General features: G+C 61.7%; 21 protein-coding genes. 9 read left to right on the forward strand and 12 right to left on the reverse strand.

The window, feature by feature from the left end; all coding sequences use genetic code 11:
• Positions 1 to 104 precede the first annotated feature (104 nt).
• The 5 genes from HPQ64_RS03030 to aepX all read right to left on the reverse strand — a co-directional run bounded on the left by HPQ64_RS03030 (position 105) and on the right by aepX (position 6,214).
• A complete protein-coding gene (locus HPQ64_RS03030; protein WP_172886898.1) occupies positions 105 to 704 on the reverse strand; it encodes a DUF4833 domain-containing protein in 600 nt (199 codons plus the stop codon).
• 93 nt (positions 705 to 797) lie between these two features.
• A complete protein-coding gene (locus HPQ64_RS03035; protein WP_172886899.1) occupies positions 798 to 2,033 on the reverse strand; it encodes an aminotransferase class I/II-fold pyridoxal phosphate-dependent enzyme in 1,236 nt (411 codons plus the stop codon).
• 240 nt (positions 2,034 to 2,273) lie between these two features.
• Positions 2,274 to 3,413: a 2-aminoethylphosphonate--pyruvate transaminase gene (locus HPQ64_RS03040; protein WP_172886900.1), complete on the reverse strand. Its 1,140-nt coding sequence runs from the start codon at positions 3,411 to 3,413 to the stop codon at positions 2,274 to 2,276.
• On the reverse strand, positions 3,410 to 4,558 hold the full coding sequence (gene aepY, locus HPQ64_RS03045; RefSeq protein WP_172886901.1) for a phosphonopyruvate decarboxylase: 1,149 nt from the start codon (positions 4,556 to 4,558) through the stop codon (positions 3,410 to 3,412). Before aepY ends, HPQ64_RS03040 begins: the two co-directional genes overlap by 4 nt.
• Before the next feature lie 9 nt (positions 4,559 to 4,567).
• Positions 4,568 to 6,214 (reverse strand): phosphoenolpyruvate mutase, encoded by a 1,647-nt coding sequence (gene aepX / locus HPQ64_RS03050; protein ID WP_210260067.1) that lies wholly within the window; start codon positions 6,212 to 6,214, stop codon positions 4,568 to 4,570.
• 169 nt (positions 6,215 to 6,383) lie between these two features.
• Here aepX and HPQ64_RS03055 point away from each other — a divergent pair, with 169 nt between their 5' ends.
• Entirely contained in the window at positions 6,384 to 7,565 is a 1,182-nt protein-coding gene (locus tag HPQ64_RS03055; protein ID WP_172886902.1) for an NAD(P)/FAD-dependent oxidoreductase, read from the forward strand.
• A 71-nt stretch (positions 7,566 to 7,636) separates the two neighbouring features.
• The gene (locus HPQ64_RS03060; protein WP_172886903.1) at positions 7,637 to 8,821 is read left to right on the forward strand and encodes a pyridoxal-phosphate-dependent aminotransferase family protein; all 1,185 of its coding nucleotides are present in this window, start codon (positions 7,637 to 7,639) and stop codon (positions 8,819 to 8,821) included.
• A 6-nt stretch (positions 8,822 to 8,827) separates the two neighbouring features.
• Here HPQ64_RS03060 and pyrF read toward each other — a convergent pair whose 3' ends face one another.
• Positions 8,828 to 9,541: an orotidine-5'-phosphate decarboxylase gene (pyrF, locus tag HPQ64_RS03065; protein WP_172886904.1), complete on the reverse strand. Its 714-nt coding sequence runs from the start codon at positions 9,539 to 9,541 to the stop codon at positions 8,828 to 8,830.
• Positions 9,542 to 9,721: 180 nt separating this feature from the next.
• Between pyrF and hisB the strand changes: the two genes are divergently transcribed.
• Genes hisB through hisA form a run of 4 tightly spaced genes read left to right on the forward strand, consistent with a single transcriptional unit; the run spans position 9,722 to position 12,251 of the window.
• A complete protein-coding gene (gene hisB / locus HPQ64_RS03070) occupies positions 9,722 to 10,315 on the forward strand; it encodes an imidazoleglycerol-phosphate dehydratase HisB (protein ID WP_172886905.1) in 594 nt (197 codons plus the stop codon).
• 4 nt (positions 10,316 to 10,319) lie between these two features.
• A complete protein-coding gene (locus HPQ64_RS03075; RefSeq protein ID WP_172886906.1) occupies positions 10,320 to 10,829 on the forward strand; it encodes a DUF2628 domain-containing protein in 510 nt (169 codons plus the stop codon).
• 2 nt (positions 10,830 to 10,831) lie between these two features.
• Positions 10,832 to 11,482, forward strand: a complete 651-nt coding sequence (gene hisH / locus HPQ64_RS03080) for an imidazole glycerol phosphate synthase subunit HisH (protein WP_172886907.1) — start codon at positions 10,832 to 10,834, stop codon at positions 11,480 to 11,482.
• A 34-nt stretch (positions 11,483 to 11,516) separates the two neighbouring features.
• Entirely contained in the window at positions 11,517 to 12,251 is a 735-nt protein-coding gene (hisA, locus tag HPQ64_RS03085; RefSeq protein WP_172886908.1) for a 1-(5-phosphoribosyl)-5-[(5-phosphoribosylamino)methylideneamino]imidazole-4-carboxamide isomerase, read from the forward strand.
• Here the strand turns inward: hisA and HPQ64_RS03090 are convergent.
• Positions 12,248 to 14,251 carry a VTT domain-containing protein gene (locus HPQ64_RS03090; protein WP_172886909.1) on the reverse strand — a complete coding sequence of 668 codons (2,004 nt, stop codon included), beginning with the start codon at positions 14,249 to 14,251 and terminating at the stop codon, positions 12,248 to 12,250. The two genes, hisA and HPQ64_RS03090, sit on opposite strands and share 4 nt — an antisense overlap.
• Before the next feature lie 156 nt (positions 14,252 to 14,407).
• Here HPQ64_RS03090 and pap point away from each other — a divergent pair, with 156 nt between their 5' ends.
• Entirely contained in the window at positions 14,408 to 15,877 is a 1,470-nt protein-coding gene (gene pap / locus HPQ64_RS03095) for a polyphosphate:AMP phosphotransferase (RefSeq protein ID WP_172886910.1), read from the forward strand.
• Between the two features lie 7 nt (positions 15,878 to 15,884).
• Here the strand turns inward: pap and HPQ64_RS03100 are convergent, their stop codons facing one another.
• Positions 15,885 to 16,760 carry a helix-turn-helix domain-containing protein gene (locus HPQ64_RS03100; RefSeq protein WP_172886911.1) on the reverse strand — a complete coding sequence of 292 codons (876 nt, stop codon included), beginning with the start codon at positions 16,758 to 16,760 and terminating at the stop codon, positions 15,885 to 15,887.
• A gap of 100 nt (positions 16,761 to 16,860) precedes the next feature.
• Here HPQ64_RS03100 and pobA point away from each other — a divergent pair, with 100 nt between their 5' ends.
• On the forward strand, positions 16,861 to 18,033 hold the full coding sequence (gene pobA / locus HPQ64_RS03105; protein ID WP_172886912.1) for a 4-hydroxybenzoate 3-monooxygenase: 1,173 nt from the start codon (positions 16,861 to 16,863) through the stop codon (positions 18,031 to 18,033).
• Positions 18,034 to 18,170: 137 nt separating this feature from the next.
• Positions 18,171 to 18,626: a nucleotidyltransferase domain-containing protein gene (locus tag HPQ64_RS03110; protein WP_172886913.1), complete on the forward strand. Its 456-nt coding sequence runs from the start codon at positions 18,171 to 18,173 to the stop codon at positions 18,624 to 18,626.
• A gap of 49 nt (positions 18,627 to 18,675) precedes the next feature.
• Here HPQ64_RS03110 and HPQ64_RS03115 read toward each other — a convergent pair whose 3' ends face one another.
• Genes HPQ64_RS03115 through pcaH form a run of 4 tightly spaced genes read right to left on the reverse strand, consistent with a single transcriptional unit; the run spans position 18,676 to position 22,157 of the window.
• Positions 18,676 to 20,016 (reverse strand): lyase family protein, encoded by a 1,341-nt coding sequence (locus HPQ64_RS03115; protein WP_172886914.1) that lies wholly within the window; start codon positions 20,014 to 20,016, stop codon positions 18,676 to 18,678.
• A gap of 3 nt (positions 20,017 to 20,019) precedes the next feature.
• Positions 20,020 to 20,850, reverse strand: coding sequence for a 3-oxoadipate:acetyl-CoA acetyltransferase (locus HPQ64_RS03120; protein WP_172886915.1), 831 nt, complete (start codon positions 20,848 to 20,850; stop codon positions 20,020 to 20,022).
• A 9-nt stretch (positions 20,851 to 20,859) separates the two neighbouring features.
• Complete coding sequence (gene pcaG / locus HPQ64_RS03125; RefSeq protein ID WP_210260068.1) at positions 20,860 to 21,435, reverse strand: protocatechuate 3,4-dioxygenase subunit alpha; 576 nt, start codon at positions 21,433 to 21,435, stop codon at positions 20,860 to 20,862.
• Positions 21,435 to 22,157, reverse strand: a complete 723-nt coding sequence (pcaH, locus tag HPQ64_RS03130; protein ID WP_172886916.1) for a protocatechuate 3,4-dioxygenase subunit beta — start codon at positions 22,155 to 22,157, stop codon at positions 21,435 to 21,437. Before pcaH ends, pcaG begins: the two co-directional genes overlap by 1 nt.
• Positions 22,158 to 22,177 lie beyond the last annotated feature (20 nt).

The following is a 22,177-nucleotide window of genomic DNA, read 5'->3' on the forward strand; positions in this document are numbered from 1 at the left end:
CACGCAGCCGACAATGAGACGCCGTGTAAAGCCCGCATGGATAGGCCGTAATAATGCACAGCGCACCTGTCAGGACCAGAGGTTTTTGTGCGTTTCGGCTCTTCCTATTTCACGGAGATGGTTTCGACAACCGCCTGGCCCGTGGAAACGTCCTTTCCGAACACCTTGACCCTGGCAACCTTGGGCAAGATGCCGTCTTCCGCAACCTCGACATAGGCATATACGGGCTCGATAAGGCGCCCGTCGCTCGTCGTCAGGGTCAGTGTCGCGGATCCGGGCCGGTCCTGAACGAGCTTCGCGGTCCGCTCAGGAAAGGCGACGATCCGCAGGTCGAATTCGTTTTCCTTGCCGTTGCGCCGGGCACTCACGCCGAAGGCCATTTTCTCTTCGAAAAAGCCGAGCTTCTTCTTCACCCCGTCCGTATTGTAGCGACGCCAATAAACCTCTACCGGCCTGTTCCGATCAAGCAGGCCGTTCGAATCGAATCTCGCCGCGTAGATGACCGTGTTCGGATTGGTGGACCGCTGCAGGTAGAGCAGCATGTTGGGTTCATCCGGCACCGGCCAATCCGGCTGCACGACGGGAAGTTCGCGGAAAATCGAAACTGCCGATCCGGCAGCCCTGCCGCCTTGCGCCCACGCATGGCCACCGCCGGGCAAACTTGCGGCCGTGAACAGCACCGCCAGCAACGCAACCTTCAGCATCGATGAACGATATTTCCCGATCGAAGCAAGAAGCATCATGGTCCATCAACTTTCGGGCTGCGCCATGTCATGTGCCCGCGCCGGCTTCGCTATTCAACTCCCCGCGGCAGCCGTGATGGCAGGCGACGCCACAGGCACGCCGTGGCTTGCCGCTGCGGCTATTTCGATCGCCCGATCGATCTCGTCGAAAGCGTGTTCCGCGGAGATGAAGAAACGGATCCTCGGCAGATCCTTCGGTACGCCGATCTGGACGATCGGCGGAGCGTAGATGCCCTCATCCATCAGGGCCTGCGAGACGAGCATCGTTTGTTGAGGCGTTTCGAAAAGCAGCGGAACGACGCCGTATCCCAGGGCGGCGCCCGTGTTGAGCCCGGCGGAACGGGCGCGGTCCCTGAAATAAGCCGACTTCCTGTGCAGCTTTTCCACCTGTTCCGGCTGGCGGCGGAGGAACCGCAATACGCCATGCGCCGCGCCCAGCGCCGCGGGTGCGAGCCCGACCGAATAGACAAAGCCCGGCAACGTGAACCGAAGCCAGTCGATGACGCCCGCTTCCGCGCAAACGAAACCGCCGGAGGACACGAAGGACTTCGACAGAGTGCCCACCGTCAGCTCCACCCGGCGCGGATCGATGTCGAAATGCTCGCAAAGGCCGCGGCCCGTCTTGCCGAGCACACCATAGGAATGCGCTTCATCGACCAGAAGCCACGCGTCGTGCGCTTCCTTGATTTCCATCAACCTCGGCAGGTCGGGAATATCGCCGTCCATCGAATAGAGGCCTTCGACGACGATCAACACGTGGCGATACTGGTTGCGCGCCGCCTCGAGCTTGGCTTCGAGATCGGAAAGATCGTTGTGCTCGAAGGTGACGCAATCGTAGCGGCCGCTTTTGGCGCCGACGAAGATCGAATTATGCGCAAGCTCGTCGATGAGCACGAGGTCGCGCGGCCCCATCAGGTGATTGATCAGCGAGACGTTGGCAAGATAGCCGGAGACCAACGTCATTGCGCCGCCGACACCAAGGTAATCCGCAAGGTCGTCTTCAAAGGCACGGTGGCTCGAACGCTCGCCGCCGACGAGGCGCGAGGCACCGACCCCGGTTCCCAGACTGTGGAGCGCTTCGCTGGCGGCCTCGACGATTTCCGGATTCTTCGTAAGGCCGAGATAATCGTAATGCGCGAAGCTGACGAAAGGCTTCGAGTTTTGCTCGCAAAGGTCTTGTTGACGGTCGACGGGAACGAAATACGGATTGTGACGTTCTATGATTGCCTTCCCGGCCAGGCGAAAACGCCGTTCGGATACCGCAGAAAAACTTGGCCGCTCAGGCTTCATCCTTACCCCCGCTCTGCGACGCCGACGCACACCTTTTGCAACCATAGGTACTGCGCGCAGTGCGAACGCCGCGAAATTACAATCACCCGCAATTGCCTGACCGGGCGATGACGCTTATCCGGCTTGCGGCGATCTCCGCTATAGCGATCAAGGCGGTATCACGCAATCTTCGACACGTCGGATAAACTTTTCCGATATATGACATCGTCGCCAATGTCGAGTTCTGTTGTTGCCCTCGTCTCAGTTTAGCGGCGACTGTTGTGATTGATGCAACAGTCCATTCTTCATTTCCACAATCACGAGAGGCACGACTTCCAGAAACCGCGAAATTATCGACGGATCGACTGCACCTATGATTCCGATACGGAAGGTTGAGGCGGATTTCATCTTCCCCGCATAAATCGCGAAGCCTTTCCGCTTGAGCGCGCCGTAGAAAAGATCAAATGAAAACCAGCCGTCTTCCGGTTCCCGAAACGAAGCGATGATCGGGGCTTGCAACTCTCCGTCCAGAGCCGTTTCAAAACCGAGTTCACGCATTCCGTCGATCAAGAGTTCGCAATTTTTCTTGTAGCGCGCGTATCGTGCGGGTGGTCCGCCTTCTTCGGTCAACTCGTCGAGAGCTTCTGCAAGCGCGGCGATAACATGGGTGGGCGGCGTGAAGCGATACTGCCCGTCCGCCTCCAGTTGCCGATACTGGCCGTGAAGATCGAGCACGAGCGACGAACAGCGTCCCGCCGACGCGTCAAGCGCATCGCGCCGGGCGATGACAAATGCCAGCCCCGGCACGCCTTGCAGGCATTTGTTGGAGGAAGCGGCAAGTGCCGTGATATGCAAAGCCTCAACATCGAGGGCAAGGGCGCCGAAGCTGCTCATGGCATCGACAAGCAATGCCCTGCCGCACCGCTTCACCACATTCGCGATCTCCACAAGCGGATTGAGAAGCCCGGACGTCGTCTCGCAGTGCACGACGACAACGGAGCGAATGCGCGGATCGGCCTCCAGGCGTCGCTCCAGTTCCCCAAGATCGTGCAGACTGTCGTCGGCAACTTCGTAGACGGAAACGCGCTTGCCCAGGCGCTCGGAAATATCGACGATGCGCCTCCCATACGCCCCGTTGACGAGAACGAGCACGCCTGTCTCGGCGGCAACGAAGCTGGCGATCATCGCCTCGACCGCATAGGTGCCGCTACCTTGCAGGGGCACCGTGGCATAAGCGTCACCCGCACCCGCGATCTTCAAAAGCTCCGCTCTGATCTTCCTGGAGATTTCCAGAAACTCTTCGTCCCTCGAGCCCCAGTCGCGCAGCATCGCGCGCTTCACGCGCGCCGATGTCGTCAACGGGCCCGGCGTCAGCAGAACGGGCTCGCGCGTCCCGCTCATGCCTTCTCCCCCGCGCACAGATAATCCCGGAAGCGCCTTGCGACCTCTACCGGGGCGACTTTCGGCCTCGGGAGATTTTCGATCCGGCTCGGAGAGACCCGCACATGGATGAAGCGGGGCCCTTTCGCGGCGAAAGCGCTCTTGAGAACCTCATCGAGGTTCGAAAGTGAACCCGCCCGCGCGACATGGGCATAGCCGGAGGCCCGCGCAATTTCCGCGAAATCGACGCCTTCGGAAACGGTCAATTGGCCACCGGTCGATTCATGCATGCCATTGTCGAGCACGATATGCGTAAGATTTTCGGGAGCTTCCGCGCCGATGGTCGCAAGGTTGCCAAGCTTCATCAGCGCCGCACCGTCACCGTCGAGAACGACGATCTCCCGCTCGCTGTTGAGCGCGGCGCCAAGGCCGATCGCGCTTGCGCCGCCCATGGAGCCCACGACGTAGAAGTTCCGCGCCGCATCGCCCAGCGAATAGAGCTCGCGCCCGCAATAACCCGTTGTCGCGATCAGGCCCGCGCCTTCCGGCGCATTGGCGTTGATCCTCTCCAGCACATCGATGCGCCGTGGTGCGCCCACGCCCGAAAACGCACCTGCGATTTCGGCGCACGCGCGTTCGGGCACGGGCGCCTGATCGAGCTTCGAATTCGCGACCGCGCCTTTCGCCTGCACAAACGCAAAGGGAAGCTGCTCCCGGTCCATATAGCCGCATGCTTCCTCAAGGCGGCTTTCCACTTCGCCCGCTTCCGCCGGAAAGGAGGAACGGGCAACTTTCATCGTATCGAGCAGGGCACCGGTAATCTCGCCCATCAGCTCGTGCTGAGGTTCGTCGCCGAGGCCCGGCTCGCCCCGCCATGTGACGATCATCAGCGTCGGAATCTTGAACGGCCAGTTGAGCGACGTCAGCGGATTGACCGCATTCCCAAGACCCGAGTTCTGACACATCACGGCGGTGTTTTTCCCGGCAAGCCACGCCCCGGCGGCAATCGCCACGGCTTCGCCCTCGCTCGTCGCGCCGACATAGCGCGCGTTCGGCGCGCCGATCACCGCATTCATCAGCGGCGTCAGGAAGCTGCAAGGCACGCCCGCGTAGAAATCGATCCCGCGGCGGCCGGCTTCCTCGATGAATTCCCTGGCTTCGATCATGGCCTGCAATCACATCGCGTTGCGCGCTTGCGCGAGGTCGAGCAGGTCGTTGACGTTCATCCAGTTTCCGGACACATAGATCGCCGCAACGCTTTCGCCGTTCCCGATCAGACGTTTCAGCACTGTGCCGATATCCGCCTTGTCGAGTTCGCCTTCTTCACGCATGCGTTCAAGCTCCGCCTTCAGCTTGCGCGAGCCGTTCGCGGAGGTGCGAAGGAGGCCCACCCATTCGCCATCGGCCTCGCCGATGTTCTCCCCGATATCGACCAGATGCGGGTCCTCGCCACCGTCGAACGCCTGATCGTAGGGAACGGAAAGCCTGACCATGTCGCGGCTGTCGAGATTGCGCTCCTCCCGGTGCTCCTTCCAGTCCGGATCGACCAGGATGACGAAATCCTCCTTGCGCTCCATCAGCAGGTTCAGGAAGAACGGGCGGTAGACGACGTCGCCGTAGGAAATAATGCAGTCGCGCGTGAGCGCGTCCCTGGCAAGCGCGAGAGAAGCCGCCTCGCCCGTCGACCCGTAGTCGGCGTTCACCACCTTGCGGATATCGGCAAGATCGATCGCCTCCTCGCGATATCCGGCGATCACCGTCGGCTCCAGGACGCCGACGCGCTTCAAAGCCTTGACCTGGCGGGCAAGAATCGTTTCGCCGCGCACGTTCAGCATGCACTTCGGCTTGTCTTCGGTCAGTTCGGCAAGTTCCGAACCGCGCGTCGCCGCAAGCACGACCGCTTCCGCCTGCGGCCCGCCGGCCAGATAGACCTTTTCCGCCTCCTCCAGTTCGCCGGCATCGGCAAGCGTGAAAACGTCGTTGAGCGGGGCGACGGATGCCTCGACATCCACAAGCGTCTCCTCGCGCTTCAAGGTCGCGCAGGTATCGCGCATCGCCTGAATGGAGGCGCGCAGATTGTGGTTCGCCCAGATGATGAGCGAGGCGCGCGCGTCCTTCAGTGTCTGGGTCGGCGTGCGATAGTATTTCGTCGGAATAAGAACCACCGGAATGCGGTGGTCCCACGACCGGCAGAAGGCCAGGATCTCGTCCGGGTCCGATTTCTTGGAGTGAATTACGATCGCATCCGCCCCGGCCTCGGCGTAAGCCTCCGCGCGGCGCAGCGCCTCGTCCATGCCGCGGCCTGCAATCAGCGCCTCGATGCGCGCGACGATGGAAAAATCGTCATGCGGCTGCGTGTCCTTGCCGGCCTTGATCTTGCCGCAGAACTCGTCGATTTCCGCAAGTTGCTGGTTGTCGGCGAGGAACGAATTCGTCTTCGGGAAGACCTTGTCCTCGATGCAAACCCCGGCGATCTGCCGCTGGCAGAGCTTTTTTACGAGGCGGCGGAAATTGTTGAAATTGCCGTAGCCGGTGTCGCCGTCGACGAGGATGGGCAGGGACGAGGCATCCGACATGAATTCGAGCACATCGAGAACCTGCGTCCAGGACAGCTCGTTGTTGTCGCGCACGCCAAGTGCGGCGGATATCGAAAGGCCCGACGCCCAGATCCCGTCGAAACCGGCTTCCTCGACGATTTTCGCGGAAAGACCGTTATGGGCTTCCATGATGAAATTCGTGCCTTCACCGGTCAAAAGCCTGCGCAGTTTGGTGAATTTCGACAATTGATCGGCAGAAGGCGAAAGATCGCTATGGAGGTTCACGGTTCGATCCCCGATATTTTCTCGTTACGGCTGGCTGGCACCTGTCGACAGGCGAGCGCCGGCGACTTGACATGAAAGCGTGAGCACCTACCACGGTTTTGCCCAATGGCATAGAGGCGGGCCTAGGTCACGGACCTAAATCGGCGAATGATCTTCGGGGAACTGTGACATGAGCGTTGAAACGGCGGATGTGGCGATCGTCGGCGGTGCCGTCACAGGATCTTCGATCGCCTGCCATCTGGGGATGAACCCCGGTTTCCCCGGCAGAATAGTGGTTATCGAAAAGGACCCTTCCTACCGCTATTGCGCGTCAACGCTTTCCGCGGCTTCCATCCGCCAGCAGTTTTCCGAACCCACCAACATCGAAATCTCGCTTTACGGGATTGGGTTCCTGCGCGAGATCGGAACGAGGCTCGCAATCGATGGCGACGTCCCGGAGATCGGCCTGCACGAAGGCGGCTACCTCTTTCTCGCCACACCCGACAAGCGGGAAATACTGGAAGAAAACCACGCGCTGCAGACGCGTCTCGGCGCAGATATCCTCTTCCTTGAGCCCGAAGACCTTCTGAAACGCTTCCCCTGGCTCAACGTCGAAGGGATCGCCGCCGGCTGCTGGGGAAGGTCCGGAGAAGGCTGGTTCGACGGCTACGGCCTCATGCAGGCGTTTCGCAAGAAGGCGCGCTCGCTCGGCGTGCACTATCGAAATGCCGCCGTTGAACGGGCCGAACGCTCCGGTTCAGGGTTCCTTCTCACCCTGTCGGACGGATCGCAAATCGCCTGCGGCAAGCTCGTGAATGCGGCGGGCGCAGCCGGTGCCGCGCGCCTTGCACAAGATCTCGGCATCGCACTTCCCATCCGCCGCCGCAAGCGAATGATCTTCAATTTCGATTGCCGGGAGCGGATCGACGGCTGCCCTTTGCTGATTGACCCGACCGGCACCTACGTTCGGCCCGAAGGGGCGGGTTTCATCTGCGGCTCCGCCCCGGAAAACGATCCCGATGTCGAGGCCGACGACTTCGGCGTGGACCACACCTTCTTCGACGAGTGGCTGTGGCCGACGCTGGCGAACAGGATACCGGCCTTTGAAGCCATCAAGCCGGGCGGGTCATGGGCCGGGCATTACGATATGAACATCTTCGATCACAATGCCATTCTTGGCGAAGTCGCCGCCGTTCCGGGCTTTTATCTCGCCTGCGGGTTCTCCGGGCACGGGCTGCAGCAGGCGCCTGCCGTCGGGCGCGGTATCGCGGAATTGATCGTTCATGGCGTCTACAAGAGCCTCGATCTTTCCGCGCTCGACTATTCTCGCATTGCCGAAATGCGTCCGGTGGTCGAAAGAAATGTCGTCTAACCGGCTCTTTTGAAAAAGGACCGCCCGCGCTATTTGATGCGCTTCATTTTTCACGAGGCGAACGACCGACCATGACGCTTGCCACAGGCCGCCCCTTCCTGATGATCCCCGGGCCGACGAATGTGCCCGAAGAGGTTCTTCGCGCCATGCACCGCCCGGCGGTCGACATTTACGTCGGCCCGCTGGTGGAGCTTACCGATAGCTGCCTGCGAGACCTGAAGGCGATCTTCAAAACGCAAGGCAAGACCTTCATCTACGCCTCCAACGGCCACGGCGGGTGGGAGTCGGCACTTACCAACACGCTTTCGCGGGGCGACAAGGTTCTGGTGCTTGACTCCGGCCGCTTCGCGCGCGGCTGGGGCGAAATGGCAGCGGTGCTCGGCCTCGATGTGGAGGTGCTGCCCGGCGACTGGCGCAAGGCCGTCGACGCTGAAGCGCTGCGAGCCCGGCTCGAAGCAGACCGTGAAGGCACGATCAAGGCCGTCCTCGTCGTGCAGGTCGATACGGCGTCCGGCGTCGTCAACGATATCGCGCGCCTGAGAAAGGCGATCGACGCAGCCGGCCACCAGGCCCTTTTCATGGTCGACACGATTGCCTCGCTTGGCTGCGTTCCCTTCGAAATGGACAAATGGGGCGTGGACTTGGCGCTGACGGGTGCGCAAAAGGGCCTGATGACGCCTCCGGGCCTTGCCTTCGTCGCTGCGAACGAAAAGGCGCTTGACGCGCATGAGCGCGCGGACCTGAAAACGCAATATTGGGACTGGACGTTCCGCCAGGGCGAAGAGCACTACCAGAAATACTGCGGCACGCCGCCGGAGCATCTTCTCTTCGGTTTCCGCGAAGCGCTCGACATCCTGATGAAGGAGGGGCTCGACGCCTCGCACCGCCGCCACAAGCTCCTGGGCGAAGCCGTTCGCAAGGCGGTGAACGTTTGGGCGAAGGAAGGCGCGCTGGAGCTGAATATTCTGGAGGAGGTCGAACGGTCGAATTCGGTGACCGTCGTTCTGACGCCGGGCTTCGACCCGGCGGCGCTCAAGCGCTTTTGCGAAGAAACCTGCAACGTCACCATCGGCGGCACCATTGGGGAAATCAACGGCAAGGGCTTTCGCATCGGCCACATGGGCTATGTGAACGCGCCCATGGTAATCGGCACGCTCGGCGCCATAGAAATGGGCCTTGCAGCCCTCAATGTTCCCCATGGCAGGGGCGGCGTGCAGGCTGCGGTCGATCACCTCACCGCTGCGCTCGCAGATTAGTCTTCCTCAAAGAGCGGAGGCGATTTCTTCCACAATCGCTTCCGCCGCCGCGCGCCGGTTTTCCGCCCGGATCACCGGCCGCGCCACCACAAGGTAATCGGCGCCCGCGCGGATCGCATCGCCCGGCGTCATGATGCGCTTCTGGTCGCCCGCATCCGCGCCCGCCGGGCGCACGCCCGGCGTCACCAGCGCCATGTCGGCGCCGATGACAGGCCGCAGGCTTGCCGCTTCATGCGGCGAACAGACGATCCCGCCCATTCCAGCCAGTTTCGCATCCGCGGCCCGCGAGCGGACGAGATCGCCGAGGTCTCCGGCATATCCCGCCACCTCGATGTCCTGTTGATCCATCGACGTCAGCACGGTCACGCCGAGCAGGCAAAGCTTAGCCCCCGCCTCCCCCAGCGCCTCCACGGCGGCGCGCATCGCCTTCGGATAAGCATGGATCGTCACGAAGCTCATGCCCATCTTCGCGATATTCCGCACCGCGCTCGCGACCGTGTTGTCGATATCCAGAAGCTTGACGTCGAGAAAGATCTTGTGGCCCTCCCGCGCAAGCTCCTCGGCGAAGGCAAGCCCGCCGGCGAACTGAAGCTGCATGCCGATCTTGTAGACGCCGACGGCGCCTCTCGTCTCCTTGACGATTTCTCGTGCTTCATCGACTGTCGGCACATCCAGGCCGACGATCAGGCGGTCGGTCGCGGTCTTCGGCTTGAAGGGCATACGCAATCCTCCGGGCGGCTTTCGTATCGGGAAATCGAATTGCTGATAACGCGGCAGGCGACAATTGGCCAGAAAGGAAATCGCCGTAAGCTATTTCAATGCATATCCTTGCCTGATAAAACGCAGCGCGCTTCGGGGAAATGCCCATCGAAGCGGATACTCGAGCCTGGGGGTTGGCAGATGCGCTCTGCGAAGATTACGCGCATGACCAAGGAAACCGATATTTCCGTCACGCTGAAGCTGGACGGGACCGGCAGTTTCGACATTGAAACCGGGGTCGGCTTCCTCGACCATATGCTCGAGCAGCTGTCGCGCCATTCGCTGATCGACATGGAAATCCGCGCCAAAGGCGACACCTACATCGATTTTCACCACACGGCGGAAGACGTCGGCATCGCCATCGGCCAGGCGCTCAGACAAGCGCTCGGCGACATGAAGGGCCTGACGCGCTATGCCGATTGCCATCTCGCCATGGACGAGGCGCTGACGCGTTGCGCCATTGACGTGTCGGGACGGCCATTCCTCGTCTGGCAGGTCGATTTTCCGCGCGAGAAGGTCGGCGATTTCGATACCGAGCTCTTCGAGGAGTTCTTCCACGCGCTAGCGATGAATGCCGGCATTACGCTTCATATCGCCAATCTCTACGGCTCCAACAGCCATCATATCGCCGAAACATGCTTCAAGGCGGTGGCGCGTTGCCTGCGCAAGGCGATAGAGCCCGACCCGCGCCAGGAGGGCCGCATACCCTCCACCAAAGGCCGGCTCGGAGGATGACGCGATGACGATCTATGCGGTGCTGACACCGCCGGACGCCAGTCCCGCCGCTTTCACCGAGAGCGATGCTGACCATACGCTTTTCATCAAGGACGGCTTCTGCTGGCCGGCGCTCTTCATTCCCATGATCTGGACCCTCTGGCACCGGCTCTGGCTTGTCTTTCTCGGTTATCTGGCGATTGCCGTCGCGATCGAGGGGTTGTCCTTCGCACTCGGCGGGCCTGCGGTCGGAATTTCGGCTGCGCTGTTCGCGCTGCTTTTCGCGTTCGAGGCCAACAACCTTCGCCGCTGGACGATGGAGCGGCGCGGCTGGAACTTCGCGGGTGCGATTGCTGCCGGCGACCGGGACGAGGCGGAAGTGCGCTTCTTTGCGGGCTATCTGGATCAACCGGGCACACCGGCACCTGGCACGATCGATCAAGCCGAACCCCGCCCCCGCCGCGCAACAGGCCTTTCACCACGCGTGGGCGGTGAAAGTGTCGTCGGACTGACGCTGGGACGAAACGGAAGTTAATGATGACGGTTGCGATTATCGACTACGGCTCGGGAAATCTCCGCTCCGCCGCCAAGGCCTTCGAGCGCGCGGCGGGCGAGACGGCGCATGTTCCCGACGTCCGTGTGACGAGCGACGCGGATGTCGTGGCGAAAGCTGAGCGGATCGTCCTGCCCGGCGTCGGTGCCTTTGCCGACTGCAAGCGTGGCCTTGCAGCCGTCGACGGCATGATCGAGGCGTTGGACGAAGCCGTGATCGACAGGGGCCGCCCCTTCCTCGGCATTTGCGTCGGCATGCAGCTCTTGGCGACGCGCGGCCTTGAATTCGAAACCGCGGAAGGACTTGGCTGGATTCCGGGCGACGTGGTCGAGATTGAGCCGGACGACCCCTCCCTCAAGATCCCGCACATGGGGTGGAACACGATCGATGAGGTTCGTCCGCACCCGCTGCTCGAAGGCATCGACACGGGTCCGCGTGGCCTGCACGCCTATTTCGTCCACTCCTACCAGCTGAAGCCGACGGACCCGGCGCATGTGATCGCCACCACCGACTACGGCGGTACGATCACCACCATTGTGGGCCGCGACAACATTGTCGGCACCCAGTTCCACCCGGAAAAAAGCCAGACGCTTGGTCTGGAGTTCATCGCCAATTTCCTGAACTGGGCGCCATAAGCCCGGATATCTTGCGAAACGAAAGCCCTACCCGATGTTTCTCTTTCCCGCGATCGACCTCAAGGACGGACAATGCGTGCGTCTGAAGCTCGGCGACATGGCGCAGGCGACCGTCTTCAACGATAACCCGGCCGCGCAGGCAAAGCTTTTCGAGGATCAAGGCTTCGAGAGGCTGCATGTGGTCGATCTTGACGGCGCGTTTGCCGGCGAAAGCCGCAATGGCGAAGCCGTCGAGGCGATCCTTGAGGCGACGAGGAACCCGGTGCAGCTCGGCGGCGGCATCCGCTCGCTCGCCCAGATCGAGGCCTGGCTCGACAAGGGCATCGCGCGCGTGATCCTGGGCACCGTCGCCGTGCGAGATCCCGATCTCGTCATCGCCGCCTGCAAGGCCCATCCCGGCAGTATCGCCGTCGGCATCGACGCGCGCGGCGGCAAGGTGGCGGTCGAAGGCTGGGCGGAGACCTCCGAGCTGACAGCCATCGACCTTGCCAGACGCTTCGAGGACGCGGGCGTTGCCGCGATCGTCTTTACCGACATCGACCGGGACGGCGTCCTGAAAGGCATCAACTGGCACTCCACGCTGGAGCTTGCCCGCGCGGTCTCCATTCCCGTTATCGCATCGGGCGGTCTTGCCTCCATCGAGGACGTGAAACGCATGCTCCAGCCGGACTGCGCGATCCTGGAAGGCGCGATCTCGGGCCGCGCGCTTTATGACGGACGTCTTGACCCGCAAGAGGCCATCGCGCTTATCAAGGGCGCTCACAGCTAGGGTCTGAAACCGCCGAGCACGACATCCGATCCGTTCGCTCTGGTCTTGGCCAATGTGCCGGGAAGCAAGAGCAGCGGATTGTCGCCTTTTCCAGGTTCCTCCCTGTCGGCGCGGATCGTGGAAAGCTCGTTCAGCGGATAGTCGACCCGCTCATGCATGAGCGAAGCGACATAGACCTGCCTTTGCAGGCCGCCATCCGCGATCCTGTAGATCGTCGGCCATAACCGCATCACCCAGCGGCCTTTTTCCTCCCCATCCTCGCGAATGAGAACAAGCGACGGCGCGCGGCCGTTGTGCGTACGCGGCAGGGCCGGCAAGGCGTCGGCCGGCGTCTGGCCGACAAGAAACCCCGTCAGCGTGGCAAGCGACCATTGCGGCGCGCTTTCATACCCGAGCGCGGAAAGCTCCTTTTGAAGCGGATCGGGATCTCCAACCCATTGCAGGACCAGCGGTTCCTCCGCCTCGCCGTTAAGTTCGATCCGCCGCGCCGGCAGATCCTTCCAGCCGCCGTCGAGCCAGTCTTTTTCGCTTATCATGACGATCGGCGCCTGCGGTGCGTAATCCCAGCGCGCTGTATGGAAGCTGCGGTCGATATGAAAACCGCCAACGGCGACAATCGTCACGGTGACAATGCCGGCAAGCCACCAGCGGCCGATCTTCTCGTTATGGATCGAGCCGAAGACGAAGGCGAAGGCGGACACCATCGCCGTTCCGAACGCCAATCCGCCGATGACGTCGGAAAACCAGTGCGCGCCGAGGTAGATCCGCGAAAAGGCGATGCCAAGAATATAAACGATGCCGACCGAGAAAACCCCGGCCTTGACCAGCGGCGAGCGGTCATGGGCAATCAGCACCATGGCGATGCCGATGAGTACGGTGTTGATCGTCGCATGCCCGCTCGGGAAGGAGAAGGCGTCCGCCCCGGAATAAAAGAGATCCAACGGGCGGGACCGGTGAAACAGGAGCTTGAAGAGAGGCACGAAAAGCGCCGTCGCGCCAATGGCGATCAGAAAACCCGTTCCCCGCCGCCATGCGCGACGGGAGAAGAGATAGACCGCGATGACGCCTGTCGTGACGGAGGTGACCACCCCGTCGCCGAGCATGGTGATGAACACCATGATGTCGTCGCCGATGGGGGTCCTGAGCGACAGGAAGAGATTGCGGATCGCCGTGTCCGCGCGCTCCATCGTGTTGCCGCTCGGCATGACCGCAAGCGAGATCGCCGCGAAGGCGGGAAGCGTGACGAGCAGAAGGAAGGCGGAGACGATCATGCCCGCCGAACGCGGATGCTCGGGATCGAACACCTTCGCCAGCCAGCCGGCGAACCTGCCGTCCTTCGCCGCAAGCCACGAATAGATCGCCGTTCTGCTGCCGGCAAAAAACGGCAGCACGATCAGGATCAACCAGCGCCCCAGGATGACGGCGACGAAAAGAATGCCGACGAGCACGCCGAGCACCGTCGCCAGCCGTCCGCTGACCTCGCCAACGGCGCTGAAGGCGGTGCCCGCGATGAAGCCGGGGCCGAGATGCGCGATGGTCCAGAAAAACGCCGAGAGGACATTTATCACCGTGAAACGGGTGGCGTTCATGCCGACCATGCCGGCGATGCCCGGCACGATCGCCTTTATACCCGGCACGAAACGGCCGATGAAAACGCTCTTGCCGCCGTGGTGGAGAAAGAACTCCTCGCCGCGCTCCACCAGCACCCGGTAGCGGTTGAACGGCCAGACGGTCTTGAGCTGGCCCTTGTAGATATGCCCGACCCAATAGGAGATCGCGTCGCCCGCGATGGCCCCCAGCATCGTCCAGACGAAGATCGGCCAAGGGTCGAGCTTGCCGAGGCCGACAAGCGTGCCTGCGCCCACCAGCACCACGGTGGAGGGCACGACGAGACCGATTAGGAACAGCGCCTCGCCCATCGCGATCATGAAGACCACGAAATTGGCAAGGAGCGGATGCTCGCCAATGAAATTGACGAGTTGCTGGAGAATGTCTGTCACGCGCGCCGGTCTTGCGTCTCGTTGAAACGATCAGGAGACATGTACGAACTGCGGAGCGTTCCGCCAATCCCGAATACGCATTTCCGGGAAATTTCGAATATCCTGACGCCGAGGAATATCAGAGAATCGCCTCAAGGCGTGAGGGAATCCGACCCGATGTTCAAATCCGCCGAACTGCCGCAAACCCTGTCAAAGCAGGAATTCAGGGAAATGGAGCCGGATCTGCGCATCGGCCTTCTCCAGGCGCAGCTTCAGCTTGTCGAGGAAAGGAAGTTTTCGGTGATCCTCGTCATCGCCGGCCTCGATGGCGCGGGCAAGAACGAGGCGATTTCACGGCTGCACGAATGGATGGACCCGCGCCATCTCGCCTGCAACGCATACGGCGAGCCGACGGAGGAAGAGCGCCTGCGCCCGCCCTTCTGGCGTTTCTGGCGCGATCTGCCGGAAAAGGGCGAAATCTCCATCGTCGTCGGTTCCTGGTATCAACTGCCGATGCGACGGCACGCAACCAGTAAATGCTCCAGACGCGAATTCGAACTGGATCTCATCACGATCAACGCATTCGAGGAGATGCTCTTCAATGAAAACGTCCTGATCCTCAAGTTCTGGTTCGACCTGCCGGTAGACGAGCAGAAGAAACGCATGAAAGAATTGGCGAAACGCCGCCGCCGCGTCCGCCATATCCTTGAGGAATGGACGCAATTCATGGATGACGGCACGGCGCGGGAGACGGTCGAGGAAATGGCGTTGCGGACTTCCACGGCGCAAGCGCCCTGGTACGTCATACCCGCGCTCGATGAGGAATATCGCGATATAGCGCTTGGCCAGATCGTCAGTTCCGCCCTGAGATATCGGCTCGAACGCCCGGAACCGGACTCGATCGCTGCACCGGCGATCGTCGCCGGAATGAAGCGCAGGAGCGCACTCGATGCGGTCGATCTTTCCGCAAAGCTCGACAAGGACGACTACGAAAAGGAACTGGAGCACTGGCAAGAAGAGCTTGCCACGCTCACCGACAAGAAGAAATTCCGCGATATCGCGCTCGTCGCCGCTTTCGAGGGCAACGACGCGGCCGGCAAGGGCGGCGCCATCCGCCGCGTGACCCGCCCGCTCGACCCGCGCATCTACAAGGTGCATCCGATCGCCGCGCCCAGCGACGAGGAAAAGGCGCGGCCCTACCTCTGGCGATTCTGGCGGCGGATTCCGCGAAAGGGTCGCATCGCGATCTTCGACCGTTCCTGGTACGGGCGCGTGCTGGTGGAACGGGTCGAGGGCTTTTGCACCGAGGCCGACTGGATGCGCGCCTACAATGAAATCAACGAATTCGAACAACAACTTGTGGAAGACGACATCGTCGTCGCGAAATTCTGGCTGGCGATCAGCGAGGAAGAGCAGCTCGCCCGCTTCAAGGCGCGCGAGGAAACCGCCTACAAGCAGTTCAAGATCACCGACGAGGACTGGCGCAACCGCCTGAAATGGGGCGCTTACGAGGTTGCGGCGGGAGAAATGATCGACCGCACATCCACTTCCGCCGCCCCCTGGACGCTGGTTGCCGCGGAAGACAAGCGCCACGCAAGGATCACCGTCCTGAAAACGCTCTGCAAGCAACTGAAAAAGGCGCTGTGAGCGCGTTTCAAGGCGCTCGGTCGGTAAAGCCCCGGCGAAAAGCGCGCGGCGAAAGGCCCATCTCGCCGGAAAAAAGCCGCGAGAAATAGCCCGGATCGGAAAAGCCCAGGCGTTCCGCCACTTCCGCGACCGTCATTTGCGTGTAGGCGAGAAGCCGCCGCGCCTCCAGCATCTGCCGGTCGCGCAATACTTGAGAGGCCGGCTTGCCGATCCCCTCCCGGCAGATGCGGGTCAGATGCGCCGTCGTCACGCCAAGTGCGTCGGCGTAGTCCGAGGGGCTGTGCTTTTCGGTGAAGCGATGTTCGACAAGTGCCTGAAACCGCCCGAGAAGCCGCGCCCCGGCATTGTCCCCGGTCTCAAGCGAAAGCGCTTGCGGCGCGATCTGGCGGGCCGCCCAGGCGGCGATCAGCCCGGCGTGCGCCTTGAGCGCGCCCGCGCGGAACGGGCGAACCGCGCCATGTTCGGCGAACATTTCGGCCAAGGCAGGCGGATTTTCTTCGATACCGCTTCGCAATGCGGGGCAGGAAAGCAAGCCTCCGGGGTCGAGTTCGGCGCGGATCGGCTCGAAAACCTCAAGCGGCACGGTGATGACCGCACCTTCGGTTTGCGGCGTGAACCGGAAGCCGTGCACGATACCCGCCGGAATGTTTATCACCGTACGCGAGGTAAGCGATTTCTCCATATCGGAGAAACTTATCACCCCACCGCCCGACTCGATCCAGAATATCTGGTGGAGTGCCGCGTGGCGATGCGTGGAAATCCGCCATCTTCGCGGGCCGCTGCGTGCGGAAATCGATTCCACATGCAAGACGTCCGGCAGGCCAAGCCCCGCAGGCTCGCCGTAGAGGCCATATTCGGGAATCTTCGAAAATGCACGATTCATCCCATTATTGGTTCGATACTTCCATTCCAAAGTAAAGCCCAAAGGCGCATTTTCGCGAACAACAAAACCATAAACGCCGGTTTCCGGCGGGAGGAGTACCATGCACGCGGATGTCGTGATCGTCGGGGGCGGCCCCTCGGGCCTGCTGCTTTCCCAGCTTTTGCACCTGAAGGGCATCGAGACGATCGTCCTTGAGCGGAAAAGTCGCGACTACGTTCTCGGCCGCATCCGCGCGGGCGTGCTAGAGCAGGGCATGGTGGACCTGCTGCGCGAGGCGCAGGTTTCCGCCAGAATGGACCGCGAAGGGCTGGTACACGCGGGCTTCGACATCGCCTATGGCGGCAAGCTTCATCATGTCGACCTTGAGGGGCTGACCGGCGGAAAGACCGTTATGGTCTACGGCCAGACGGAGGTGACCCACGATCTTTACGACGCGCGCGACGCCATGGGCGGCAAGGTCGTGCACGAGGCGGAGAATGTCGCGCTGCATGAGCTTACCGGCGACAAACCGTACGTTACCTATGAGAAGGACGGCGAAACGCACCGTATCGACTGCGATTTCGTGGCCGGTTGCGACGGCTTCCACGGTGTATCGCGCAAGTCCATCCCCGCGGATGTCCTGAAGGAATACGAACTCGTCTACCCCTTCGGCTGGATGGGTCTTCTGGCGGATGTTCCGCCGATTTCCGACGAGTTGATTTACGCCAATCATGAGCGCGGCTTCGCGCTCTGCTCCATGCGCTCGATGACGCGCAGCCGCTATTACGTGCAATGCACGCTCGCCGAACATGTGGAAGACTGGCCTGACGACCGCTTCTGGGAAGAGCTTTCAAAACGCCTGCCGGAAGAGGCCCTGCCGGACCTGACGACGGGCCCCTCCATCGAAAAAAGCATCGCACCCTTGCGCAGTTTCATCGCTGAACCCATGCGCTACGGCAGGCTGTTCCTGGCAGGTGACGCGGCGCATATCGTGCCGCCCACGGGCGCCAAGGGCCTCAACCTCGCGGCCTCAGATATCTACTATCTCTCGAATGCGCTGATCGATTTTTACAAGAAGAGCGACGAGGCAGGGTTGGAAGCCTATTCTGAGCGCGCGCTATCTCGCGTCTGGAAAGCGGAACGCTTCTCCTGGACGATGACGAAACTGCTTCACACCTTCCCGGAAGACGGCGAATTCGGTGCGAAAATGCAGCGCGCGGAGCTTGAATACCTGTTTTCCTCGAAGGCGGCGATGACGTCACTTGCCGAGAACTATGTTGGGTTGGAGTATTGAGGGTTCTCGGTACACTCAACCCATAATCCACCCTTTGTTGTCAGCGCGAATCCCTTCCCAAAACAGGGCTTTTTTCTGGACAATGCGTTTGCAGGGCATTATTTGTACACTTGTGCACAAATACACAAGAGGCGAAAATGCCTGCTCCCGATACCGCCTATCTATCGGCTCGAGTTCCGGCTTCGCTTCGGAACCGGTTCAAATCCATTGCGGCCCGGCGCGGCCAAAAGGTGCAGGATCTGCTCAACCAGATTGTCGAAGATTACGTGGAGCGCGAAGATAAGGGCGCTCCGGTCGCGACTGACATCATTCGGAAGCTGAGGATGCATCGCGATGAGCTTGGCCGCATAGGCGTGCGACACCTGTTCTTGTTCGGATCGGTAGCGCGCGGCCAAGCAAGACCGGACAGTGACATTGACCTTGCCTATGAGCTTGATCCCGCTCGGAAATTCTCACTTTTCGATATCGGGCGTCTGGAGCAGGAAATCGAAAGTATTCTCGGTTCTGCGAACAAGATCGATTTCGCCTCCCGCAAGGACCTATTCGGGCAGGTTCGAGAATCCACCCTCGCTGATGAAATCCGGGTTTTCTAAAAATAATTTTTGGGTTGCTTGCTCGTTTCAAGCCTTGCCGAAACAAACCTCAAGCGATCAACTCCGCCACTTCTTCCAGCAACCGGTCCGTCATGTCGGCGGCGGCGTCGGCGGACTCCACGCTTTTGCGCAGCGCGTCCCAATCGACCTTGGCATCCGTGAGGGAGCGGATTTCGTCCAGCAAGTGCTTTCCGCTGGAACGTACTGAATTTGCTGCCTTTTTGACGAGCGCCTGAGCCTCCGAGCGGGGCATGTGTTCCATCAGCGCGAAGCTTGCCGCTTCCGCCAGCATGAGCCCGTTGGAGGCATCTATTGCCGCTTTCATGCGCGCCGCCTCTGGCCTGAGCCCGGATATGAGCTCCTGCGCTCGCAAAAGACTTGCCCCCGTTGCCGCCGCGACCTGCGGCAAGGTGAGCCATTCCCCCATCCAGCTTGCGCCATCCCGCTCTTCCGCATGGATTCCGGTTGCCGCAAGTGCGCCGAGGTGGCTGGCGTTAAGGCGGGCGAGGGCCACCAGAACCTCGGCCTTCACCGGGTTCTTCTTTTGCGGCATGGTCGACGAACCGCCCGATTCCGCTAGGTCAAATTCACCGATTTCACTGCGCGTGCCGATCAATACGTCAGCACCGATCTTGCCCGTCGTGTTGGTGATGGCGGCAAATCGGGTGGCGATATCGAGAAGGGGGGCTCGGCCCGTCATCCAGGGAGCGGAAGATCGAAGCCCCAAATCCCCGGCGAGGTCCGCCTCGATCTTGCGCAAAAGATCGCGGTCCTTCGACATGGCGGCAAGGTCTCCCGAAGCCCCGCCAAGCTGCAGAAAAAGGCCATTTTCCGCAAGTTTCCGCAAAGCTCGAAGCTCGCGCGCAAGGTCCCGCACCCAAGTGGCGGCGCGAAGACCGAAGCTGACGGGCGTTGCCATTTGTCCCCGCGTACGCGCGGCCATGGGCGTTGCGCGATGTTCGCGGGCGAGAGCCGAGATATCCCCGACCAGCGAATTCAGCCTATGCTCGAATAATCCAATTATCCGCTTCAGGCGGAGCATCAGGCCGGTGTCGGCGATATCCTGCGAGGTTGCGCCGAAATGCAGGCTATCGGCAGCTGAACCGCCTGAAATCTCTCGTAATTTCGCGACAAGCCCGGGAACCGGCACGCCGGCGGATGTGGTGGCGAGGAGAAAGTCTTTTGGGTCCAATTCAATTCCGGAAAGGGTATTTTCGACGACTTTCGCCGCTTCCGTGGCAATCAGCCCGTGGCGCGCCTGGACACGGGCGAGCCCGATTTCCACCTCGACCATCGCCTTGAGTTCCGCCTCGTCGGACAAGTGCGATGCCGTTTCCGAATCACCGAAGAGGCCGGAATAGAGGGTGGAGTCGAGCGGGGATATCGCCATCGATCACACCTGCGGGAGCGAGAGCATCTCGCGCGCTTCGCGAACGGTCGCGGGGCGGCGGCCGTACTCCGGGCAAAGGGCGACGACACGCTCCACCAGAGCCGCGTTCGACGGCGCCAGCGTCTCCCGGTCGAGGCGGACGTTATCCTCAAGCCCGGTACGGCAGTGACCGCCAAGCTCGAGTGCCCAGCGGTTGACCTCCAACTGGCCGCGGCCAATGCCGGCGGCCGTCCACGTCGCTTCCGGCTGAAGGCGGTCGAGTTCCGAAACCATGAACTCCAGCGCCCTGCGCTCCAGCGGCATGGCGTTTTTCACACCGAAGACGAACTGGACGTGCAGCGGCTTCTTCAGCCGCCCGTCCTCGCTCATCGTAATGGCCTGATAGAGCATCGACAGGTCGAAAGCCTCGATCTCCGGCTTCACGTCATGTTCCAGCATCTTCGCCGCCAGTTCGTCGACGAGTTGCGGCGGGTTCTCGTAAACCCGCGTCGGGAAGTTGCAGGACCCTGTCGACAGAGAGGCCATGTCGGGCTTCAGGTAAAGCATGCCGCCGCGCTCGGAGCCAACGCCCGAGCGCCCGCCGGTCGAGAACTGGACGATCATGCCGGGGCAAGCCTCGCGCACGCCATCCAGGAACGCCTTGAACCGCGCGGGATCGGACGTCGGGCTCTCGTCCTCATTGCGCACATGCACATGAACGAGCGAGGCGCCCGCCTCATAGGCTTCACGCGTGGAGGCGATCTGCTCCTCCACGGTGATCGGCACCGCCGGGTTGTCCTTCTTCTTCGGCAGCGATCCGGTGATCGCGACGGTGATGATGCAAGGCTTGCTCATGAAGCTCCCTCAAACGTCGAAGAAGACGGTCTCGTTATCGCCCTGGAGATTGACATCGAAGCGGTAGGCCCCCTTCGCGCCGCCGTCAATCCTGTCGGCAATCAGGGTGGCGCGCGCCTTCGGGGCAACGCGCTTCAACTCGGGATCGTCATGAATGAGGTCGCGGTCCTCCGGAAAATAGATGCGCGTATGAAGATGAAGGTTGATGCCGCGCGCGAAGATCAGAAAATCGATGCGCGGGGCAAGCCCCTCCCTCATTTGACCCGGTTTCACCGTCCGGAAGCTGAATTCGCCGGTCTTGAAATCGGTGGTCGCGCGGCCGAAAAGCCCGTGCTCACCGACGCGGCCCTGAGCGTCCGCACCCCAGAACTCGACCATGGCGTCACGCACCGGCTCGCCCGCGCCATCGTAGATGACGCCTTCGATGGTGATCGCATCCGGCCCGTCATAGGCGACCGGGCCGGGCTGGTTCGCCAGCGGTTCCCGGCCGATCGACTGGGGTGCGGTACCGATGTGGACGTAAGGACCCGCCGTCTGCGAAGGCGTTTCCTTGAGGCGGCCGTCTTTCGAAGGTTCCCGCATCATCACGCTCCCTCCTCCCTGTTTTCGAAGTAGGTCTGCCGGCGTCCGCGCAGCACGATGTCGAACCGATAGGCCAGACTGTCGAACGGCATCTGATTCTTGAAGTCGAGCCGGGCGACCAGCCGCTGGACCACGTCAGGATCCGGAATCGTATTGACGATCGGGCAGAGCGGGATCAGCGGATCGCCTTCGAAATAAAGCTGGGTGATGAGCCGCTGGGAAAACGCCTCGCCGAAGATCGACATGTGAATATGCGCAGGACGCCAGTCCGACCCGTTATTGGGCCAGGGATAGGGGCCCGGGCGAATGGTGCGAAAGCGATAGTAGCCTTCCGCATCGCTGATCGTGCGCCCGCAGCCGGAGAAATTCGGGTCGAGCGGGGCGAGATACCCGTCGTTGGTATGCGCGTAGCGCCCGCCCGCATTCGCCTGCCAGACCTCGATCAGCGCATTGGGGATCGGCCTCGCGTTTTCATCCAGCACCCGGCCGTGGACGATGATGCGCTCGCCGAGCGCCTCGCCGCCCTGGGAGGCGTTGCGGATGAGATCGTTGTCGAGCGGGCCAAGCATGTCGTGGCCGAAGGTCGGCCCGCTCGTATCAAGCTCCGTTTGCTCCGGCGAGACAAGCGGGCGGAACGGCGCGCGCAAGACCGAGCTTTTGTAACCGGGCGAATAGGCCGGTGGATGCTGATTCCGCTCCCTGCGGTAGAACGGTAGGCCGGACATCGGCGTCACCTCCCTTTGAA

The organism is Hongsoonwoonella zoysiae (assembly GCF_013266695.1).
Lineage (GTDB): Bacteria > Pseudomonadota > Alphaproteobacteria > Rhizobiales > Stappiaceae > Hongsoonwoonella > Hongsoonwoonella zoysiae.

Excerpts from the sequence above, each read along its gene's own strand:
- HPQ64_RS03040 (WP_172886900.1), bottom strand. The coding sequence starts at position 3,413 with ATGAGCGGGACGCGCGAGCCCGTTCTGCTGACGCCGGGCCCGTTGACG.
- hisH (WP_172886907.1), top strand. The coding sequence starts at position 10,832 with ATGACGGTTGCGATTATCGACTACGGCTCGGGAAATCTCCGCTCCGCC.
- HPQ64_RS03060 (WP_172886903.1), top strand. The coding sequence starts at position 7,637 with ATGACGCTTGCCACAGGCCGCCCCTTCCTGATGATCCCCGGGCCGACG.
- HPQ64_RS03115 (WP_172886914.1), bottom strand. The coding sequence starts at position 20,016 with ATGGCGATATCCCCGCTCGACTCCACCCTCTATTCCGGCCTCTTCGGT.
- HPQ64_RS03100 (WP_172886911.1), bottom strand. The coding sequence starts at position 16,760 with ATGAATCGTGCATTTTCGAAGATTCCCGAATATGGCCTCTACGGCGAG.
- hisB (WP_172886905.1), top strand. The coding sequence starts at position 9,722 with ATGCGCTCTGCGAAGATTACGCGCATGACCAAGGAAACCGATATTTCC.
- pobA (WP_172886912.1), top strand. The coding sequence starts at position 16,861 with ATGCACGCGGATGTCGTGATCGTCGGGGGCGGCCCCTCGGGCCTGCTG.
- pcaH (WP_172886916.1), bottom strand. The coding sequence starts at position 22,157 with ATGTCCGGCCTACCGTTCTACCGCAGGGAGCGGAATCAGCATCCACCG.
- HPQ64_RS03035 (WP_172886899.1), bottom strand. The coding sequence starts at position 2,033 with ATGAAGCCTGAGCGGCCAAGTTTTTCTGCGGTATCCGAACGGCGTTTT.
- HPQ64_RS03110 (WP_172886913.1), top strand. The coding sequence starts at position 18,171 with ATGCCTGCTCCCGATACCGCCTATCTATCGGCTCGAGTTCCGGCTTCG.
- HPQ64_RS03030 (WP_172886898.1), bottom strand. The coding sequence starts at position 704 with ATGCTGAAGGTTGCGTTGCTGGCGGTGCTGTTCACGGCCGCAAGTTTG.
- HPQ64_RS03055 (WP_172886902.1), top strand. The coding sequence starts at position 6,384 with ATGAGCGTTGAAACGGCGGATGTGGCGATCGTCGGCGGTGCCGTCACA.
- HPQ64_RS03075 (WP_172886906.1), top strand. The coding sequence starts at position 10,320 with ATGACGATCTATGCGGTGCTGACACCGCCGGACGCCAGTCCCGCCGCT.
- pap (WP_172886910.1), top strand. The coding sequence starts at position 14,408 with ATGTTCAAATCCGCCGAACTGCCGCAAACCCTGTCAAAGCAGGAATTC.
- hisA (WP_172886908.1), top strand. The coding sequence starts at position 11,517 with ATGTTTCTCTTTCCCGCGATCGACCTCAAGGACGGACAATGCGTGCGT.
- pcaG (WP_210260068.1), bottom strand. The coding sequence starts at position 21,435 with ATGATGCGGGAACCTTCGAAAGACGGCCGCCTCAAGGAAACGCCTTCG.
- pyrF (WP_172886904.1), bottom strand. The coding sequence starts at position 9,541 with ATGCCCTTCAAGCCGAAGACCGCGACCGACCGCCTGATCGTCGGCCTG.
- aepY (WP_172886901.1), bottom strand. The coding sequence starts at position 4,558 with ATGATCGAAGCCAGGGAATTCATCGAGGAAGCCGGCCGCCGCGGGATC.
- HPQ64_RS03120 (WP_172886915.1), bottom strand. The coding sequence starts at position 20,850 with ATGAGCAAGCCTTGCATCATCACCGTCGCGATCACCGGATCGCTGCCG.